Here is an 18324-nt window from a genome sequence, read left to right as displayed (position 1 = left end):
GCCAGGGGTCTGTGGTTACTCGCCGGGGTGGGCGAGCTCGATGTCGTGGCCGTCGACCCCGCGACCGGCCACGGTCAGTGCGCCGGCCACCGGCGGGTAGCCGGTCGCGATGACCGAGTACTCGCCCGTGTCCAGGTCGGTGAAGGCGTACGCCCCGTCCTCCCCGGTCGTCGAGGTGGCGATTACATTGCCCGCCGCGTCGACCAGTGTGACCCGGGCGTCCGGCAGCGGCCGCCGGCCGGAACCGGCCCGCACGACACCCTGCACCAGTGCACCGGACTGCAGCGCGGCCTCGACCCGCGTGACGCCCTGGCCGCCGATGTCCACCGGCAGCGCCAGCGGACGGAACCCGGCGGCGTTCACCGCGACGGTCACCGAACCGGGGACCAGCTCACCGAAGGTGAACTCGCCCGTCTCACCGGACTTGCCGGCGGCCAGCACATCGCCGCGCACATCGGTCACGACGACCATGGCGCCCTCGACGGGCGCGGCGGTCTCGGCGGTCCGCACGATCCCGGCCAGGCCGCTCGTACCGGAGAGCAGGATGTCGTACGAGAGCGGCTCGTCACCGACGACCACGGTGGATGCCTGCGGCTGGAAGCCGTCGGCGGACGCGATCAGGACATAGGAACCGGAGCCCGGCGCGTCCAGACCGTAGCTGCCGTCGGCCTGGGCGACGGAGCGCCCCAGCTGCCGGCCGGCCAGCGAGATCAGCGTGACGGCGGCCCGGGCGACGGGCGCACCCTCGGCGCCGCGCACCACACCGTGCACGGCCGTGCCCTGCAGGGTGGCGACGGGGGCTTCCAGGGTGGTGACCGATGCGGCCGGGGACATCACCGGGGAGGACGGAGCGGTGGCCGGAGCCTCGACCGCGTCCGCGACGGGGGCCGCGGCCGTGGCCGGGGCGTCGTTGGCGGCGTTCGTCTTCAGCGCGACCTCCTTGATGAAGATCGTGACCAGGAAGGCGATCAGCGCGGCCGGAGCGGCGTACAGGAAGACATCGCCGACACCGTGCCCGTAGGCGCTCTCCACGACCGTACGGAACGGTTCGGGCAGCGCGTGCACGTCGGGGATGCCCCCGCCGCCGGTGCCACCGTGGCCCATGGCCTCGCCCTTGGGGCCGAGCTCCGCGAGACCGTCCTTGACGTAGTGGGTGACGCGGTTCGCCATGACGGCGCCCAGCGCCGAGACGCCGATCGCACCACCGAGGGAACGGAAGAAGGTGACGACGGAGCTGGCCGAGCCGAGGTCGGACGGAGCGACCTGGTTCTGCGTGGCGAGCACCAGGTTCTGCATCATCATGCCGATGCCGAGGCCCAGGACGGCCATGAAGACCGCGATGTGCCAGTACGTGGTGTCGTACCGGATGGTGCCCAGCAGTCCGAGCCCGGCGGTGACCAGGAAGCCACCGCTGACCAGCCAGACCTTCCAGCGGCCGGTCTTGGTGATGATCTGGCCCGAGACCGTCGAGGAGACGAACAGACCCGCGATCATCGGGATCGTCATGACACCGGACATCGTCGGCGACTTGCCGCGCGCCAGCTGGAAGTACTGGCTGAAGAAGACGGTGCCCGCGAACATCGCGATACCGACGAACAGCGAGGCCAGCGAGGCCAGCGTGATGGTGCGGTTACGGAAGAGACGCAGCGGGATGATCGGCTCGCTGGCCTTGGACTCGACGGCGATGAAGAGCAGTGCCAGCGCGGCGGAACCGGCGAGCATCACGCCGGTCTGCCAGGACAGCCAGTCGTACTTGTCGCCCGCGAAGGTGACCCAGAGGAGCAGCAGCGACACGGCGGCGCTGATGAAGAACGCGCCGGTCCAGTCGACCTTGACCTCACGCTTCACGACCGGGAGCTTCAGGGTCTTCTGGAGCACGACCAGCGCGATGACGGCGAACGGCACACCGACGTAGAAGCACCAGCGCCAGCCCATCCAGCTGGTGTCGGTGATGACACCGCCGAGCAGCGGACCACCGACGGTGGCGACGGCGAACACCGCACCGATGTATCCGCTGTAGCGACCGCGCTCACGCGGGGCGATCATCGCGGCCATCACGATCTGCGCGAGGGCGGAGAGACCGCCGACGCCGATGCCCTGGACGACACGGCAGGCGATCAGCATGCCGCTGCTGGTCGACATACCGGCGACGACCGAGCCCGCGACGTAGATGATGAGCGCTATCTGGACCAGCAGCTTCTTGCTGAACAGGTCGGAGAGCTTGCCCCACAGGGGGGTGGTGGCGGTCATCGCCAGCAGCGAGGCCGTGACGACCCAGGTGTAGGCGCTCTGGCCGCCGCCGAGGTCGGAGATGATCTCCGGGAGGGCGTTGGAGACGACCGTCGACGACAGGATCGCGACAAACATACCGAGCATCAGCCCGGCCAGCGCTTCCATGATCTGACGGTGTGTCATCGGCATGCCGGACGGGGTGTCGGAAGATCCCCCGTGCTTGGCGTGGCCGCCCCGCACACCGGCTGGTGTGGTCGTAGCCATTGAGTTCCTTGTCTTTGCTTCTGTTACACAGGTGTACGGGTGTGCACATCGTTGTCGCTGTCGGCGGGCCGCGGGCGGCAGTCGCCGATGTGCTTTCCGGGGGCGCATCCCCCGGGGCCGCGGCAGGCGAAACTGGTGCGCAGCCGGGCGAGCAGCGTGTTGAGCTGTCCGACTTCGTCGTCGGTCCAGTCGGAGAGGTTGTGGACGAACAGTTCCGTGATCCGTCGGTTCAGATCGATGAGCAGGTCGTGTCCGGCGGGGGTCAGCCGCAGGATGCGGGACCGCTTGTCCGCCGGGTCCGAGGACCGCTCGATCCAGCCGTGCTCTGCCACATGGGCGACATGGCGGCTGGTCACGGACATGTCGATGGCCATCAGTTCGGCCAGCCTGCTGATCCGCATTTCGCCGTGCTCACGGAGGAGTGCCAGTACGGCGGCGGAGCCGCCAGGGCATTCGGGGGGCAACATGCGGGCGAGTCCCCGCTTGACGGCTCCGACGGCGCTGAGCTGCCGGGCCAGTTCTTCGTACTGACCTCGTACGGCCACGGGCCCCCCAGACATCCCATCGTTCATCTTGTTGCTTAGGGCAACCATAGAATCCGTTGGTTGCTGAAGGCAAACGAAAAGGGGCTTGCAGAAGTAAAGGAACGCAAAAGGCTGCGTAGGGCGCGGGTCAAACGCCCAGCGTGCGGGGGGCGGGTTCGGGGCGGGTGTGTCTCCTGCCACAGGTGGGGCGATCGGGTGCCCGTTCCGGGGTGCGTGCGGGGCGGCCCCGCGGCGTATATAGGGGTGCGGGGGTGACGGGGCGCACGCGATGCACCGGGACGCGGGTGCACGAGGTGCACGCGGTGCGCGGGGGCGCCGGTACGCGGGGTGTACGCCCCTTTCGCACCGACTCCGCGGCGGGGTGGGCGTCCCTCCAGGACCCGGTCGCCGGCTCCGGCCACGGCCCTTCGGTGACCCGGGGGTTGGGCCGCAACGCCGAGTTCGCTAGGGTCCTGGCACATGGCACACAACCCCCACGCCCCGCAGGGCCCCGAGGGCAACAACGACCCGGCCGGCAGCACTCAGATGTTCCGCGCCTTCGTCGACGAGGGCGAGCCGCAGCGTCGGCAGCAGCCGGCCGCTTCGGCCGCTTCGGCCGGACCGAGGACCGGAGTGATCGCCGTCGTCGTCGCGGTGATCGTCGTCCTCGGGGCGGTCGCCTGGCTCGCGCTCCGCTGACCGGCGCACCGGTTCGCCCGTAGCGCTTCGGCTTCCACCCGTCACTTCAATACGGCGGTGACGTCCCGGGTCTCGACATGCATGCCCAGGGGCACCCGCCAGGCGTCCACGCAGACGGTGTACGTCTTCGTCCGCGCGGCTCCCGCGTCGATCGGCGCGGGCAGCGGCGCGGACGACTCGACGGTCGCCCAGTCGATCCCCAGCCCGCCGATGACGTGCGTGGCGAAGGTGACCGTCCCCGACCGCGCCGGTGATCCTCCGGTGTTACGGAACTCCACGGTCACCTTCTCGCACCAGCGCTCGTCCGCGGCCGCCCGCTCCGGGGCGCCCGCCACCAGCACGGCAGGCCCCGCGGGCGGGGTGGAGCCGGGTGCGGGTGCGGATGGGGGCGCGGGGTCCGTGGAGCCGCTTCCCGTACCGCCGGAGCCGCCCGTACTGCCGCCCCCGCTACCGCTGCCCGTACCGCCCGTACCGCCCGTACTGTCCGCACCGGCCGTGCCGGGAGCCCCCGGCGCCCGGCCGGGTTTTCCGCCCGCAGCGCCCGTGCCCCTGGCGGCGGAAGCGTCGGCGGAGGCGTCCGGCGAGGGCCCGCTGTCGCCGTCGGCCCGGCCCCTGGCACTCCCGCCGCCCTTGGCGTCCTCGCCGTCCTTGCCGCCCCTGCCCAGTGGCACCAGCGTCACCTTCCCCGACGGCGCCACCGTCCCGGAAAGCGGTCTCTCCGGCCCTGTGCCCGCCGCGCCGACCGCCACGTAGCCCTCGTTCGCCGTACCGCCGCCGCAGGCGGCCGACGTGCCGCCCAGACACAGCACGGCCGCCGAGGCGGCGATCATGGTGCCCCGGCGGCCGGTCGAGTCGCGTATCTGACGTCGCATCGAGCCAGTGTTGCTGACGGCCCGTCAAATCGGAAGCCTCGCGCCGCGGTGCGGCGGTCCGCGGCGGTCAGTCGGCGATGAGCCCTTCCCTGAGCTGGGCGAGCGTACGGGTCAGCAGGCGCGAGACGTGCATCTGCGAGATGCCGACCTCCTCGCCGATCTGCGACTGGGTCATGTTGGCGAAGAACCGCAGCATGATGATCTGGCGCTCGCGCGGCGGAAGCTTGGCCAGCAGCGGCTTGAGCGATTCGCGGTACTCGACGCCCTCCAGCGCCGAGTCCTCGTACCCCAGCCGGTCCGCAAGGGAGCCCTCGCCGCCGTCGTCCTCGGGCGAGGGCGAGTCCAGCGACGAGGCGGTGTACGCGTTGCCGACGGCCAGGCCGTCGACCACGTCCTCCTCGGAGACGCCGAGCGCCTTGGCCAGCTCCGGCACGGTCGGCGAACGGTCGAGCTTCTGGGCGAGCTCGTCGCTGGTCTTGGTCAGCGCGAGGCGCAGCTCCTGGAGCCGGCGCGGGACGCGCACCGACCACGAGGTGTCGCGGAAGAAACGCTTGATCTCCCCGACGACGGTCGGCATCGCGAACGTCGGGAATTCCACGCCCCGTTCGCAGTCGAACCGGTCGATCGCCTTGATCAGGCCGATCGTGCCGACCTGGACGATGTCCTCCATCGGCTCGTTGCGGCTGCGGAACCGCGCCGCGGCGTACCGCACCAGCGGGAGGTTGAGCTCGATGAGTGTGTCCCGTACATAGGCACGCTCCGGGCTGTCCGTTCCATCGGGGCCCGGTGCGGGCCCCAGCGCGGCGAGCCGCAGGAACAGTGAGCGGGACAGAGTGCGGGTGTCGATGGCTTCCGGCGAGCTGGTGAGCACAACGGGTGCGGGTGCGCTCTTCGTGAGCGTGAGCACCTTCGAGCTGCCCTGTTCTGCGGACATGCCACCCCCTTGAGGTCGCGGACGGTCGCGTGGAGCCGCGACCATCGGAGGAACGCAGCCTCCACCTGAATACCGGCGGCGAGGCCACGGCAAACGCGGTTTCCGCAGAATGTCACATGTCGTCAACACGCTGTAGTGACATGTCGACAAGTCTTTGTGGCATCTGCGCAGTTAACAGGGGGTGTGACGCAATTGCGGCCGTCCGAACCGGACTTCGAGTGCCCTACCCGAACCGGTTAGGCATCGATCCTGTTTGCGGATCGAAGTCGGGCGAAACTACGGGCCAGCAGCCTTGACACATGCATCTGGGAGACCCCCAGTTCCGCACTGATCTGTGACTGCGTCAGATTGCTGTAGTAGCGCAGCAGCAGGATGCGCTGTTCGCGTTCGGGCAGCTGTACGAGCAGGTGCCGGACCAGGTCGCGGTGCTCGACCCCGGCGAGGGCCGGGTCCTCGTAGCCGAGCCGGTCCAGCAGTCCGGGCAGACCGTCGCCCTCCTGGGCGGCCTCCAGCGAGGTCGCGTGGTAGGAGCGGCCCGCCTCGATGCAGGCCAGCACCTCGTCCTCGGAGATCCTCAGCCGCTCGGCGATCTCCGCGGTGGTGGGCGAGCGGCCATGTGCGGTGGTCAGGTCCTCGGTGGCGCCGGTGACCTGGACCCAGAGCTCGTGCAGCCGGCGCGGGACGTGGACGGTGCGTACGTTGTCCCGGAAGTACCGCTTGATCTCGCCCACGACGGTCGGCATCGCGAAGGTCGGGAACTGGACACCGCGTTCGGGGTCGAACCGGTCGATGGCGTTGATCAGACCGATCGTGCCGACCTGGACGACGTCCTCCATCGGCTCGTTGCGGCTCCGGAAGCGCGCGGCGGCGTACCGCACGAGGGGCAGGTTCGCCTCGATCAGCGCGGCTCGTACCCGGCCGTGCTCCGGAGTCCCCGGCTCCAGGTTCTTGAGCTGTCCGAAGAGGACCTGGGTGAGTGCCCTGGTGTCCGCGCCCCTGGTCCTGCCGGGCGTCGTCGCGGTGCTGTCGGGGGTCTCGGTCTGGACCGTCTGAGCTGCTTGGACCGTCTCGGCGGTCTGGACGGTCTGGGGAGGCACTTGAGGCGCTGTACTGGCCGGCACGATGACGCCACCCCTTTGCGGTCAACTTCGGTCAACTCATCCGTCAAAAGCGGTCATAGCATCACAAGACATGTCCACTGTGTGCAAGCACCGTATAGCGTCGTGTTGGGATCAACTTGGTTTAAACACTAAGAAAAGCCCCTCACCGCAATGGTGAGGGGCTCGGGGGACCAGCTACGGCAGGCGGAGCAGGCGGATCAGAACGGATAGTCGGCAATCACCCAGGTGGCGAACGCGCGCCACTGGGCGGCGGCGGCCTGATGGGCCGGATGCTCGATGTAGCGCTTCAGTGCGTCCTCGTCGGCGACCGCGGAGTTGATGGCGAAGTCGTACGCGATCGGCCGGTCGGTGATGTTCCAGGCGCACTCCCAGAACTCCAGCTCGGGGACCTGCCCCTCCAGCTCCCGGAAGGCCTGCGCCCCGGCGACGACCCGCGGGTCGTCCCGCTCGACGCCGTCGTTCAGCTTGAACAGGACCAGATGGCGGATCACGGGGTACTCCTACTTCACGAGCTCGGACATGAAGTCGCCGACGCCCTGTGCGGCACTCGAAACGCCCTCGAACCCTACCTGGACAAGTTCGGCAGCCCGCTCCGGGGACGTGATGATCGTGTACGCCACGAAGACGACTATCACGTAGAGAACTATCTTCTTCGCTTGCACCATCAGCCCCTGCCTCCCCTTCGATCCCCTGTGCAGTCGGGCGATTCTATCCGCACGAATGACCGTATCCCTCTGTTGTTTCCGACCACTCACACGGCCTTTAAGGACCAAGGGCCCGGCCATCGGGGCCCTTTGCCCGCTCGTGAGGCCTCTGTGAGGCCGCAGGATGGAGGGTGGAGCCCCGCGGATCCGGCAGGAAACCCGAGGGGCGAGGGACAGGACGTCACTGTGGGGTCCTCGCCGCGAGCTTCCCCCTGACTGCGGCGAGGGCTTGAACGGCCTGTTCTCCTCGGGGGAAGCGGCTTGTCCCCCCGATGCCGCTTCCCCCGACCAGGACTCCTTCCCCCGACCAGGACTTCGCGGACCGGCTGTGGTCCCGGGTACGACGACCGTCGCGCCCGGGACCACAGCCGGTCCGCGTGCGTATGGCGCGTCGGTACGAGTCGGTGCGAGGCGGTGCGGAAAACTCGAAGGGCCCGACGCGATGCGTCGGGCCCTTCGCAAGAGCGGTAGCGGAGGGATGTGAACCCTCGGTGAGTTTCCCCACACTTGCTTTCGAGTTCTGTTCGTGCTGTGCAGAGCGTGATCCGGGGCCGTTCACTGGCGTTCATTTCGGTACCGACACACGCCCGTCGCGGCAGGCTGAACGGCTCCGGACGGCCGCGTACTGCGATGAATGAGACGGAAACTGAGACGGCGGGGTGACCTCAGTTCACGGTGATCAAGGACGTCGTTCATATGCGCGATGAGTGCCTCCCTCCGAGCGGTGATCTCGTCTCTGCGGCTCTGCAGGGGCCCCGCGCCAGCTTCTGGGATTTCGAATGTTGACTCGCTGCCGTCAGAGGTCACCACTGCAGCAGCGACTTCCAGAGCGGTGCGCAGCAGCCAGATGTTTTGGACTAGAGACGATGCCTGGCGATTGATCTCAGGAGGCCCATGGACGGCGACCGCGGCGGCCAATCGTCGTAGCTCTGAGTGGCCGTCCGCGGCAGCATCTATAGCCCGGATCGCCCTCGCATAGTCCGGGGAGGCGACGTCCGCCACCACGCCCAGGCTCTGTAGGTGCTCGTCCATGCTGGTCATCCGACGGACGGGCAGGTCTGTTCAAAGCCTGAGCGTCCGGGGGTCGCGAAGCGTCGGGCGTGAGCGGGTGTGCACGCCGAGCCTTCCTCGCCGGAAGGCTTTCCTTATTACTGCGACTTTGCAAAGATTCCCCCCGGGGAGGGGACTTTCACATGCGCATCAACAAACGCGCGGTCTGCGCCGCGCTCGGTTTGCTCTTACCCGCCACAGGTGTGGCGACTCTGGCCGCGTCCACCGCGCACGCGGCCACGCCTTGTGCCTCCGGTGTGTGGACGGCGAAGTACTACGCGAACACCTCGTTCAGCGGTACGCCGAAGAAGACCACCTGCGATACGGCGATCAACGAGAATTACGGCACCGGTGACCCGGCGGGCATTGCGCTGCCGCGTGACAACTTTGGCGTCCGCTGGACCGTGAGCCGCGACTTCGGTTCCGGCGGGCCGTTCACCTTCTCCGCCGCCGCTCAGGACGGCATCCGGGTCTACCTCGACGGGGTCCGCAAGATCGACCTGTGGTCGAACGTCTCCGCGACGCGCGGCAAGAGCGTCCGCGTGACGATCCCCAAGGGCACCCACACCATCCGTGTCGACTTCGCCGCCTTCACCGGCAGGGCCAACGTGAAGTTCACGTACGCCCCGGTCACCAGCGCGAGTGTCGACAAGGTCAAGCCGCTGACGCCCACCGGTCTGAAGGCCGCCTACAGCACCAGCACCCTCAAGACCATTCTCACCTGGACGAAGAACGTCGAGATGGACCTGGCGGGGTATCGCGTCTACCGCCGCACCGGCACCTCCACCACCTGGACCAGGATCAGCGGCACGGGCCTGGTCACCTCGCCGTCGTACCTCGACACCCCGCCCGCCACCGGCGACGCGTACGGCTACGCCGTCACCGCCGTGGACAAGGCTGGCAACGAGACCGCCCGCTCCGCCGCCCAGACGGTGACCTCGGTGGACAAGACGGGGCCGGCCGCGCCGACCGGCGTCAAGGCGAAGGGCACACCGCCAGCCGTCACGCTGACGTGGTATCCCGACACCACCGACGATAACCCCTACTACCCCGGCTACTGGGTCTACCGGGCCACCTCGCCCACCGGTACCTTCACCCGCCTGGGCTCAGGGGATGTCGTCATTCCGGCTTACACTGACGCGTCTGCCGAGCCAGGCGTCACCTACTGGTACAAGGTGCGCGCGTCCGACCGCCTGGGCAATCTCTCCGCGTTCTCGGCGGCCGTCAGCGCCGCGCGCCCGGCCGTCGGCGCCGATGCCGCTCCCACCGGGGTGACCGCCGACGACTGGTACGACGGCAACACCGTCACCTGGAAGCCGCCCGCGGGAGCCACGTCGACCGGATACCACGTCTACTTCAAGTCCGCCGCGGACCTGGACTGGACGAAGTTGACGTCCACGCCGGTGACTTCCACCAGCCTCCATCACCCCACCGCGCCCACGGGTGTGCTGTCGCAGTACTACGTCACGGCTGTGGACGCCTCCGGAGCCGAGTCCCTCCCGTCGGCCATCGCGTCAGCCACCCGGCTCGACGGGTCCGGCACCGGCCCCTGGCCGACTCCGGAGGGACTGCTGGCCCGTGAGAACACGGGCGGCATCGAACTGTGGTGGGACCCCTTCCAGCCGCCCAACGGCTCCGCCGTCGGCCGGTACGACCACCAGATGCTGTACCGCGCGGCAGGCGAGGGCGGCACTTACGAGCCGGTCGCCCGGCTGTCGCTCTTCGCGACGTACTACGTGGACACCACGGCGCCGCTGAACGTCCCGCTCACCTACAAGCTCGTACGGGTCAACGGCGTCGGCACCGCGTCCGCCCCTGCGTTCGTCAGCAGCATCCGCGACACCCCCGCCGTCCCCGGGGCCCTCACGGCGAGCGACGGCGTCCGTGAGACGCACGTGAGTTGGACCAGCGGCGGCGAAGCCGACCTCAAGGGCTTCAACATTTACCGATCCACCAGCCCCGATGTCCGCGTCGCCCCCGAGTATCGGCTCAACAGCACGCCACTGAAGGGGAGCATCATCGAGGTGTACTCACCGGACACGATCTTCGAGTACAGCGGCCCCGCCCCCGTCCACCTCGTGGACCACTACATCGAGCCCGGCGTCACCTACTACTACGCGATCACCGCAGTGGATATCTACGGCAACGAGTCCAAGCCCGCCACCGGCTCGGCAACGTCCACCGGCTGGGAGTGACAGAACACGGCCGGGCGCCAAGGCGCGCCCGGCCGTACCTGGCTGCACTGAGAGCCACTGACCGCTGGCGGGTGCCCGGCGGTCATCGGCGCCTACAAGATCGAGCGTCCGACGAGCATCGCCCGCCGCGTGAGCGATGCGTGATGGAGGCGCTTCCTTGACGTGACGCACGAGATGCGCAAGGCGATCGCGGAATGAGTACGACCACAACCAGGTGGACAACCCCGAGACCCGGAATGTTGGGGCGGCAAATCTGGCCCTTGCGCGCGCGTACTTCGCTGTTCGTCTCCTGGGGCCTGAGTCGGTCAGGGGGAAGGCGCTGCAGCTCTGGCGGCGGGTGGAGGAGCACGCCGCCAGTCTTGGGACGTGGAGGAGCGCCTTCCTGAGCGGTGACAGCGCAGGCGTGGGGGAGGCTGAGGCCAGTGCGAATGCGCTCCGGGTGGAGATCGGGAACGCGCACAGCGAGTTTGTGACGGTGGTCAGCGACGTCGTCACCAGTGTCGAGCTGTCGGCCCGGCAGCCCAACTGAGACGGAGACTGAGACGGAACGCAGTGAAGGGGCAGACCCAAACGGGTCTGCCCCTTCATCTACCTGCGGTAGCGGAGGGATTTGAACCCTCGGTGAGTTTCCCCACACTCGCTTTCGAGGCGAGCTCCTTCGGCCGCTCGGACACGCTACCGAGAGAGAGCTTAGACCATCCCGGGGCGCGGACAGAAATCCGATGTCAGAGGTCGCGGAAGAACGCCGTCAGCCGGTCGGCGCAGATGTCCTCCAGCACTCCGTGGATCACCTCCGGGCGGTGGTTGAGCCGGCGGTCGCGTACGACGTCCCAGAGCGAGCCCGCCGCCCCCGCCTTCTCGTCGCGCGCCCCGTAGACCACCCGGTCCACGCGGGCCTGGACCAGTGCGCCCGCGCACATCGTGCAGGGCTCCAGGGTGACCACCAGGGTGCATCCGGACAGCCGCCACCGGCCGAGTGCCGCCGCGGCGCGGCGGAGGGCGAGGATCTCGGCGTGTGCGGTCGGGTCGCCGGTCGCCTCGCGTTCGTTGTGCCCCGTGGCGAGCAGGGTGCCGTCCGGGCCGAGTACGACGGCGCCGACCGGCACATCGCCGGCCCGCGCCGCCAGGTCGGCCTCGGCCAGGGCGCGGCGCATGTGCGCCCGCCACGGGTCTCTTACGGGATCGTGCGGGCCTCTTGTGGGCTCGCACGGGTCGCATGGTTCACGCGGTTCACACGGTTCGCGTGGTTCACGCGGTTCACGCGGTGCCGGTGGTCCTTGCGGGTGCGGTGGTTCGCTCACCCGCGGACCCTAACGGACGGCCTCCATGACCTCGGCCGCACCCAGCGCGTCCGCGATCTCCACCAGTGCGTCCGTACGCAGCATCAGCAGCTCCGCCTCGGGGAGCCCGAGGTCGGCCAGGACCCCGGTGTCACCGAGCGGGCCTGCCGGTACGGCGTCGGAATCGAGTCCGTCGTCGTCATCGTCGTTGGTGTCGTCGTTGTCGTTGTCGTTGTCGGGGCTGATGTCCGGTTCGCCGTCCTCCGTGCCGTCGAGGCCGACGAGCTCTTCGAGGGCGGCAATCGTGTCGTCGGCCCCGGGTTCGCGGCCGAGCAGTTCATCGGTGAGCAGGATCTCCCCGTACGAGGAGCGGGCGGCGGCGGTGGCGTCCGAGATGAAGATACGGGGATCTTCCTCACCGTCCACCCGGACGACGCCGAACCAGGCGTCCTCCTGCTCGATGAAGACGAGCACCGTGTCCTCGTCCACCGAGGCCTCGCGGGCCAGATCCGTCAGGTCGGACAGGGTCTCCACATCGTCGAGTTCCGTGTCGCTCGCTTCCCACCCGTCTTCGGTGCGCGCGAGCAGTGCGGCGAAGTACACCGTGACTCTCCCACTGGTCATAGGGGTGTCGGTCCGGCGGGAGGGCAGTCGGTGGTCCGGCTGTCCTGCGTCCCGCCCATCGGAATCGTGGCAGAAACAAGGCCTTTGCGAGAGGAGTTCGGCCGTTGCGTCGGCCATCAGTTCTCCTGGACGCCGCCACCAGGGGGACGCCGGGCCGCCGTCCGACCTACCAGCGGAAGGTCCGCATCCGCATGGCCTGGCGCATCCGGGCGGCCCGCGCCCGGCGCGGCTGGACCCGGTCGCGGAGCGCCTTCGCCTCATGAAGCTCGCGCAGGAACGCGGCGCGCCGTCTGCGGCGCGCCGCCTCGGTCTCCTGCGGGTCCTGTGGGTACTCGGCGTCCTGCGGGGCCGGCGTGTCCGGCTGGTCCCGCTCCCGCTGTTCACCGTCCGGCACGGCTCATCACCCCAAGGCTGGGTCCGTATGCCACCACCTTCCCTCCGAACATACGGTTGATGCCAGCGCACGAGTGCGGGAGGCCCGGTTACTGTTGAGCCCATGCGGATCCACGTCGTCGACCACCCACTGGTCGCGCACAAACTCACCACCCTGCGCGACAGGCGCACCGACTCCCCGACCTTCCGGCGGCTCGCCGACGAGCTGGTCACCCTGCTCGCCTACGAGGCCACCCGGGATGTGCGCACCGAACAGGTCGACATCGAGACCCCGGTCACACCGACGACCGGTGTGAAGCTGTCGCACCCGCGGCCGCTGGTCGTACCGATCCTGCGGGCCGGTCTCGGCATGCTCGACGGCATGGTGCGGCTGCTGCCGACCGCCGAGGTGGGTTTCCTGGGCATGATCCGCGACGAGGAGACGCTTCAGGCGTCCACGTACGCGACGCGGATGCCGGAGGACCTCTCGGGCCGCCAGGTGTACGTCCTGGACCCGATGCTGGCCACCGGCGGCACGCTGGTCGCGGCCATTCAGGAACTGATCAAGCGCGGTGCGGACGATGTCACCGCGGTCGTGCTCCTCGCGGCGCCCGAGGGCGTCGAGGTGATGGAGCGCGAGCTGGCGGGTACGCCGGTGACCGTGGTCACCGCCTCGGTCGACGAGCGGCTCAACGAGAACGGGTACATCGTCCCGGGCCTCGGTGACGCGGGCGACCGGATGTACGGCACGGTCGACTAGGACCTTCGTCCGGATCAGACCCGAGCGGGTTGTGCCGGGCTGCCGGGGTCGGCCCGGCAGCCGTCAGCAGGACGGTGCGGGGGACGGATTCGTCAGGGCCGTGAGCGCGTCGGCGGCCGACCGGGGCGTGTTGAACGCCGTGAACTTCGTACCGAGAATCAGATCGACGTCCGCCGTCCTGCGGGCGTCGGTCTTGAGTGCGGCGCCCTGCAACTGCGTACCGAGGACCGGGAACGAGCCGTTCGTGGCCGACGGAGCGCCGAGCAGCAGCCCCGGGCCGGCGACCTTCTTATCGTACGCGGCCGGGGCGTTCCCCACCTTGCCGATGGTGAAGCCGCGCTTCTTGAGCTCGTCGGCGGCCTTCTTGGCGAGGCCGCTGCGCGGTGTCGCGTTGTAGACGTTGACGGTGATCTTCGCGGGCTTCGGCAGCGCCTTCGCGGGCGCGGACGGCTTGGCTGACGGGCAGTCCGTCCTGTGGTCGGCGGCGCTGGCCTTCCTGTTGCCGCCCGTGAAGACGTCGATGAGCTGCAGCGTGCCCCATCCGGCCAGGCCGAGGGCGACCACGGAAGCGGTGGCAGCGAGGATCAGTTTGCCGCGACGCCGAGGGCGGCGCATGCGCGGGTACTTGTCGCCCGTGATGCGGTACTTTCCGCCCATGCCGGGGGGAGTGAGCATGCTCATGGGCGCAGCGTAGTGCGGCCCGGTGATGGTGCCTACTAAATGATCAATGGATCGCACCCGTTCGGTTGCGAAAGCACCCGAACGAACCCGGAGCGGGCCGTCCGCCGGGCTTACGAGTCCGTACGGGAATCCGCGGGGAGTCCGCGGGGCACCCGCGAGCCTTCGTCAGCCGAGTTCGAGTACCCGGGCGTGGAGTACCTGGCGCTGCTGAAGCGCGGCGCGGACCGCGCGGTGCAGTCCGTCCTCCAGGTAGAGGTCACCCTGCCACTTCACGACGTGCGCGAACAGGTCGCCGTAGAACGTCGAGTCCTCGGCGAGGAGGGTCTCCAGGTCCAGGTTGCCCTTGGTGGTCACCAGCTGATCGAGACGGACCGGGCGCGGCGCGACATCCGCCCACTGCCGGGTGCTTTCCCGGCCGTGGTCGGGATAAGGCCGCCCATTTCCGATGCGCTTGAAGATCACACGGAAAGCCTACCGGGCAAGAGCCCCCGGGCGCAGCCATGAGGCGGGACTGCGATGCCGGCGACAACGTCACAAACCCAGGCATTCCGGAAAAGGGGCCGTGATGAGTGACAGTGACAGCACGGGTGGAGGCGTGGGTTTCGGACACCGGCGGCGCCGGAGTGTTGCCTGCGCAGGCGCAAGCGCGGGAGATTGCCGACGGGTACGCCGTCTCCGCGGCCGCCCTCGATCCGGGCGCGCTGCTCTGGGACGGTGCGTGCCTGCCGGATGCGCAGATCCGGATTCCGTCGGCGGTGCTCAACCGGCACGGACTCACCCGGACCGTGCGGCTGATCCGGTCCAAGGGCGTGGGCATCTTCTTCGTCACGCAGACGCCGCGCGTCGTGCCCGGCGATGTGCCGGGGCAGCTCGGCAACCGGGTGCAGCACACGTTGCGCGCCTTCACTCCGGACGATGCGAAGGCGCTGCGGTCGACGGTGAAGACGTTCCCGAACTCGCCCTACGACCTGGAGGAGTTGCTGTCCGTAGGGATGCAGCCGGGGCGGGAGATCTCGCGGTCGCTCTTCGGTACGGCCCGCCGCAGGTGGCAGGCAGTTCTCGGGGGCGGGCGCACGGCGCTCTTGTCCGCGTGCGGCGTCGTAGCGTGTCGGCTCATTGGTGTCGGCTACTCGGTGTCGTCTACATGCCGGCTGCGCGTTTGGCCGCCCTGGCCGCCTGTTTGGCCTGCTGCTTGTACGCGCGGACCTCGGCGAGTGAGTCCGGGCCGGTGATGTCGGCGACCGACCGGTGCGAGCCCGCCTCGCCGTACGGTCCGGACGCCTCCCGCCAGCCCGTCGGCCGGACCCCGAACTGCTTTCCCAGCAGAGCCAGGAAGATCTGCGCCTTCTGCGTGCCGAACCCCGGCAGGGCGTTCAGCCGTTTCCGCAGCTCGGCCCCGGTGGAGACATCGCTCCATACCGCGCTCGCGTCGCCGTCGTACTCCGCCACCAGGTATTGGCACAACTGCTGCACCCTCTTGGCCATGGAGCCCGGATAGCGGTGCAGGGCGGGTCTGGTGGTGAAGAGTTCGACGAAGGCCTCCGGGTCGTAGGCGGCGATCTCATGGGCGTCCAGGTCGTCTCCGCCCATCCGCACGGCCAAGGTGTACGGGCCGGAGAAGGCCCATTCCATCGGCACCTGCTGGTCCAGCAGCATGCCGACCAGAGCGGCGAGCGGGCTGCGCGCCAGGAGCTCGTCCGCCGCCGGCTCCTGGGCGATCCGCAGGGTGATGTCCGGGTCCTTGTTGCTCTTGGTCATGCCTTCGATCATCCCGACGGTGGCGTGGCCCGGCCACTCCACTGCGCGTCGATGCAGCCGTTCGCCTCCGAATTCCGTTCGAGGAGGGAGGGAGGGGGAGGGCGAGGGAGCAGCAGGGGGAGCGATGTGGGCGGGCCGGCGTGACTGTCAGTGGTGGATGGCAGGCTCGGGGATGTGGACATCGACAACTGGAAGTTCCTTCTGGAGTGTTGGAGCAGGCACTGGATCGCCGCCCGGGACCTGCTCGATCCCGAGGAGGCCGAGGAGGAGGCCGACGACGAGGCGGTGGTCGCCGGATCGCTGGCGCTTCCGGCCGCCACCGAGGAGCAGATAGTCGCGCTGGAGCAGCGGCTGGGGCTCGTGCTGCCGCCTTCGTACCGGACGTTCCTCCGGGTCTCCAACGGGTGGCGGTACGCGAGCAGTTCGATCTACCTGATGGGTGTCGCCGAGCGTGTCGGGTTGCACGGCGATCCGCTGGATCTGCGGAGGCTGTACGAGGAGAACCCGGACGAGAGGTCCGGGCAGGCGGAGCGGCTGATGGCCGGCATGTGGGACAGGTCGCTGCAGCTGTCGCACGACTCGGACATGACCGATGTCCTGCTCGACCCGGGCGACGTGGGCGAGGACGGCGAGTGGGCGGTGTACGTCTACCACGGCTGGTCCGGCGAGCCCCCGGACCGTTACCCGTCGTTCGCGGAGTTCATGCGGTCGATGTACCGGGATTTCTATCGCTGGCACGGCGACAACCCCGGGTTCGAGAACGAGGTGACGCGCGAGCTCGACGCCGCCGTGGAGCGGGCCCGCCTGGCCTGTCTGGCCGGGGGCGACATCGACGAGCAGCTTGCGGTGTTCGACGAGGCCGAAAGGTACGGAAGGGGCCGGGCCCGGCGGCTGCGGGACCAGATCCACGCCATGTTCGCGCCGGTCGGCCATGTCGCGGCGATCAGGGACATGGACGACCCGCTGTACGTACGGGAGATCCTGCCGCTCCTCGCGCGGGCGCACCGCACAGCCGGCCGGGACGACGACTGGTTCCTGAGACCGCATGGCGACGCGGGCCGGGCCGGCGCGGAGGCCGCGCTGCGCGAGGCCGACGAGCGCTCCTTCCGGTACGAGCCGCCGGGGCCGTTCGGCCGGGCCGTCGCGGAGGCCCGCGAGCTGGCGCGCTGGGGCGACACGGAGGGGGCCTGTCGGGTGCTGGCCGCGGCGGTGCCCGACTGGGAGCCGTACGGCACCGACCATGTCGCGCCCGTCGGACTGCTCGCCGATCCGTTCCTGGGGCCGGTCGTCACGCCCGAGCGCGGACGGCAGATCCTGACCACACCGCGTGCGGGTCACGGCTCGGCTCCACGGCCGACGGAACCCGCTGCCTCCACCGCGCCGGACGGGCCGGACGGGCTTGATGGGCCCGATGGGACCGACCGGTCTGGTGGGCTCGATCGGCCCGATGGGCTCGGCTGGCTCGTCGAATCCGATTCCGGTACGCGCCCGGACGGCTTCCGCTTCGTCCTGGTCCAGGGCATAGCGCCGCAGGAGCTTGCGCAGCGGCTCGGCGAGGGACCGCTGCTGCCTCCGTGCGCCGAGAGCGACCTGCAGTGGTGGGGCTGGCGGAACGGACCGGTGGGGCAAGGCGCGTACGCACGGATCGGATCGTGCGGCGGAGGCTGGAGCTTCGCGTTCGAGACGGGCCCCGAGGGCTTCCTTGAGGACCGGCTGAGCGGCCTGGACGCGCGGGCGTCCCTGGGCACCAGGGCGATATCGGTCTGGTGCCCGGCGACCGGTGTCCCCAGAGACGCCGGCGGTCGCGCCACCCCTCCGCAGACCTTCCGCTTCTCGTACGCCGAGGACGGCCAGGAGGTGTACGGGTACACGATCGACGGCGACGTGCCCACGACGCGGGGCACGCTTCCCGCACCGCTCGGTGCGCTCTCTTCCGGTGGGCCCGCGCTCGACGCGATCGCGGCGGTGTACGGGGTCTCGTTGCCCCGATTCGCCCTGAGGGTCGGGGGGTTGCACGCCGTGGCGGCGAAGTCGTGGATCAGGCCACCGGGGCCGGGCGAGGGGAGTGCCACCTTCACCGCTGCTTCCACTGTCCTGCGTACCCGCACGGAGGGGTGATGTCCCCTTCGGCCCGCCCCCTCACCGGGCCCCGTGGTGGGCCACCCGACGATCCGGGTGCCCGAAGGGGCAGCGGCGGCTGCCCCCGGCCGGCGGGATCCGGGCTGGACGAGGCAGTGGCACGTCGTGAAGGTGG

Annotated in this window: 18 protein-coding genes, 1 tRNA gene and 1 pseudogene; 6 read left to right on the top strand and 14 right to left on the bottom strand. The window is 69.5% G+C overall.

The features are described 5' to 3' along the window. Positions 1–15: 15 nt before the first annotated feature. Positions 16–2496 carry an MFS transporter gene (locus ACFVV1_RS04135; RefSeq protein ID WP_389984164.1) on the bottom strand — a complete coding sequence of 827 codons (2481 nt, stop codon included), beginning with the start codon at positions 2494–2496 and terminating at the stop codon, positions 16–18. Positions 2497–2519: 23 nt separating this feature from the next. Next, complete coding sequence (locus ACFVV1_RS04130; RefSeq protein ID WP_389985110.1) at positions 2520–3041, bottom strand: MarR family winged helix-turn-helix transcriptional regulator; 522 nt, start codon at positions 3039–3041, stop codon at positions 2520–2522. Between the two features lie 459 nt (positions 3042–3500). On the opposite strand from ACFVV1_RS04130, the gene ACFVV1_RS04125 reads away from it, so the two are divergent. Next, positions 3501–3719: a hypothetical protein gene (locus tag ACFVV1_RS04125; protein WP_389984161.1), complete on the top strand. Its 219-nt coding sequence runs from the start codon at positions 3501–3503 to the stop codon at positions 3717–3719. 41 nt (positions 3720–3760) lie between these two features. On the opposite strand, the gene ACFVV1_RS04120 is transcribed toward ACFVV1_RS04125, so the two are convergent. The 5 genes from ACFVV1_RS04120 to ACFVV1_RS04100 form a co-directional block, all read right to left on the bottom strand. Then, a complete protein-coding gene (locus ACFVV1_RS04120) occupies positions 3761–4591 on the bottom strand; it encodes a hypothetical protein (RefSeq protein WP_389984158.1) in 831 nt (276 codons plus the stop codon). Between the two features lie 67 nt (positions 4592–4658). Next, positions 4659–5525: an RNA polymerase sigma factor SigF gene (locus tag ACFVV1_RS04115; protein ID WP_266747420.1), complete on the bottom strand. Its 867-nt coding sequence runs from the start codon at positions 5523–5525 to the stop codon at positions 4659–4661. 236 nt (positions 5526–5761) lie between these two features. Continuing rightward, a complete protein-coding gene (locus tag ACFVV1_RS04110) occupies positions 5762–6646 on the bottom strand; it encodes an RNA polymerase sigma factor SigF (protein ID WP_389984153.1) in 885 nt (294 codons plus the stop codon). Between the two features lie 197 nt (positions 6647–6843). Further along, positions 6844–7137 (bottom strand): Dabb family protein, encoded by a 294-nt coding sequence (locus ACFVV1_RS04105; RefSeq protein ID WP_389984150.1) that lies wholly within the window; start codon positions 7135–7137, stop codon positions 6844–6846. Positions 7138–7146: 9 nt separating this feature from the next. Next, positions 7147–7311: a hypothetical protein gene (locus ACFVV1_RS04100; protein ID WP_389984147.1), complete on the bottom strand. Its 165-nt coding sequence runs from the start codon at positions 7309–7311 to the stop codon at positions 7147–7149. Between the two features lie 1232 nt (positions 7312–8543). On the opposite strand from ACFVV1_RS04100, the gene ACFVV1_RS04095 reads away from it, so the two are divergent. After that, positions 8544–10595 (top strand): PA14 domain-containing protein, encoded by a 2052-nt coding sequence (locus ACFVV1_RS04095; protein WP_389984144.1) that lies wholly within the window; start codon positions 8544–8546, stop codon positions 10593–10595. A 214-nt stretch (positions 10596–10809) separates the two neighbouring features. Then, entirely contained in the window at positions 10810–11124 is a 315-nt protein-coding gene (locus ACFVV1_RS04090) for a hypothetical protein (RefSeq protein WP_389984141.1), read from the top strand. A gap of 66 nt (positions 11125–11190) precedes the next feature. Here the strand turns inward: ACFVV1_RS04090 and ACFVV1_RS04085 are convergent. The 4 genes from ACFVV1_RS04085 to ACFVV1_RS04070 form a co-directional block, all read right to left on the bottom strand. Beyond that, positions 11191–11275 (bottom strand) — tRNA-Ser (locus ACFVV1_RS04085). 45 nt (positions 11276–11320) lie between these two features. After that, complete coding sequence (tadA, locus tag ACFVV1_RS04080) at positions 11321–11749, bottom strand: tRNA adenosine(34) deaminase TadA (protein WP_389984138.1); 429 nt, start codon at positions 11747–11749, stop codon at positions 11321–11323. A gap of 156 nt (positions 11750–11905) precedes the next feature. Then, entirely contained in the window at positions 11906–12478 is a 573-nt protein-coding gene (locus ACFVV1_RS04075; protein WP_389985107.1) for a hypothetical protein, read from the bottom strand. A gap of 187 nt (positions 12479–12665) precedes the next feature. Beyond that, positions 12666–12893, bottom strand: a complete 228-nt coding sequence (locus ACFVV1_RS04070; protein ID WP_389984136.1) for a hypothetical protein — start codon at positions 12891–12893, stop codon at positions 12666–12668. Positions 12894–12995: 102 nt separating this feature from the next. Here ACFVV1_RS04070 and upp point away from each other — a divergent pair, with 102 nt between their 5' ends. Further along, positions 12996–13631, top strand: a complete 636-nt coding sequence (gene upp / locus ACFVV1_RS04065) for a uracil phosphoribosyltransferase (protein WP_093900065.1) — start codon at positions 12996–12998, stop codon at positions 13629–13631. A 63-nt stretch (positions 13632–13694) separates the two neighbouring features. Here the strand turns inward: upp and ACFVV1_RS04060 are convergent, their stop codons facing one another. Together ACFVV1_RS04060 and ACFVV1_RS04055 are read right to left on the bottom strand one after the other, a co-directional pair. Then, a complete protein-coding gene (locus tag ACFVV1_RS04060; protein ID WP_389985104.1) occupies positions 13695–14288 on the bottom strand; it encodes a LytR C-terminal domain-containing protein in 594 nt (197 codons plus the stop codon). Positions 14289–14477: 189 nt separating this feature from the next. Continuing rightward, complete coding sequence (locus tag ACFVV1_RS04055; RefSeq protein WP_072488263.1) at positions 14478–14774, bottom strand: type II toxin-antitoxin system VapB family antitoxin; 297 nt, start codon at positions 14772–14774, stop codon at positions 14478–14480. Positions 14775–15085: 311 nt separating this feature from the next. Here ACFVV1_RS04055 and ACFVV1_RS04050 point away from each other — a divergent pair. Further along, positions 15086–15325, top strand: a pseudogene (locus ACFVV1_RS04050) (helicase HerA-like domain-containing protein); the annotation flags it as partial. Positions 15326–15452: 127 nt separating this feature from the next. Here ACFVV1_RS04050 and ACFVV1_RS04045 read toward each other — a convergent pair. Further along, positions 15453–16070 carry an HhH-GPD-type base excision DNA repair protein gene (locus ACFVV1_RS04045; RefSeq protein ID WP_389984134.1) on the bottom strand — a complete coding sequence of 206 codons (618 nt, stop codon included), beginning with the start codon at positions 16068–16070 and terminating at the stop codon, positions 15453–15455. Between the two features lie 174 nt (positions 16071–16244). On the opposite strand from ACFVV1_RS04045, the gene ACFVV1_RS04040 reads away from it, so the two are divergent. Further along, positions 16245–18188, top strand: coding sequence for an SMI1/KNR4 family protein (locus ACFVV1_RS04040; RefSeq protein WP_389984131.1), 1944 nt, complete (start codon positions 16245–16247; stop codon positions 18186–18188). The last annotated feature ends 136 nt before the right edge of the window (positions 18189–18324 follow it).

It is taken from the genome of Streptomyces sp. NPDC058092 (assembly GCF_042884935.1).
GTDB lineage: Bacteria > Actinomycetota > Actinomycetes > Streptomycetales > Streptomycetaceae > Streptomyces.
Note: the sequence above shows the minus strand (reverse complement) of the source record. Positions and strands in the feature narration are given on the sequence as shown.